Consider the following 922-nt stretch of genomic DNA (forward strand, 5'->3'; position numbering starts at 1 on the left):
ACCGGGATGCTGTCGCCGGTCTGTTGGCCGAAGGGCTGGCACCCGCCCAGCAGGCGGAGTACCTCAAGCTGCGTGGCCCCGTGGTCACCCGCGCCCAGACGGTTCGCCGCCAGATGCGCGAAGAGGGACTGATCGACGAGCTCAGCTTCGGCTCCGCGGCGCTGGAGCGCTATCTGGAAGAGCCGGACGACGGCTACTACATCAAATCGCCGAAATCCTTCCTCGGCGCCTATGGCCTCAAGGCCCCCCAGATCGCCCTGTTTGAAGATATCGTCTGCGCCATGATGCTCCACGTTCGCCAGCAGGCGGAGCAGCAGCTCGGCGCCCCGATCCGCCAGGCGGTGATCGGCCGCCCGGTCAACTTCCAGGGGCTGGCGGGGGAAGAGAGCAACCAGCAAGCTATCGCCATCCTGACCGAGGCGGCCCGTCTGGCCGGTTTCGAGCAGGTGGAGTTCCTCTACGAGCCGGTGGCCGCCGGGTTTGAATTCGAGGCGCGCCTCACCGAAGACGCCGTGGTGCTGGTGGTGGATATCGGTGGCGGTACCACCGACTGCTCCATGCTGCGGATGGGCCCCAGCTACCGCGATCAGCTGGATCGCAGCGGTGATCTGCTCGGCCACAGCGGCCAGCGGATCGGCGGCAACGACTTCGATATCCGCCTGACGGTGGAGGGGATGATGCCGCTGCTCGGCATGCACGAGACCCTCAAGACCGGCAAGCCGCTGCCCCACCCGCTGTTCTGGGATGCGGCCGCCATCAACGACGTCAGCGCCCAGAGCCGCTTCTACAGCCTCGACACCGCCCGCCAGCTGCAGGATCTGCAGCTCGACAGCCAACCCGGCAGCAAGCTGGGGCGTCTGGCCAACCTGCGGGCCCACAAGCTGAGCCACCAGCTGGTATGGCGTGCCGAGCAGGGCAAGAT

At 67.0% G+C, this 922-nt stretch carries 1 protein-coding gene; it reads left to right on the plus strand.

Annotated features, from left to right (window positions below):
- A partial coding sequence (gene yegD / locus AACS18_RS13590) for a molecular chaperone (RefSeq protein WP_258228939.1) occupies window positions 1-922 on the plus strand: 922 nt, incomplete at both ends.

This window comes from Aeromonas sp. HMWF015 (assembly GCF_963878965.1).
Classification (GTDB): Bacteria; Pseudomonadota; Gammaproteobacteria; order Enterobacterales; family Aeromonadaceae; genus Aeromonas; species Aeromonas veronii.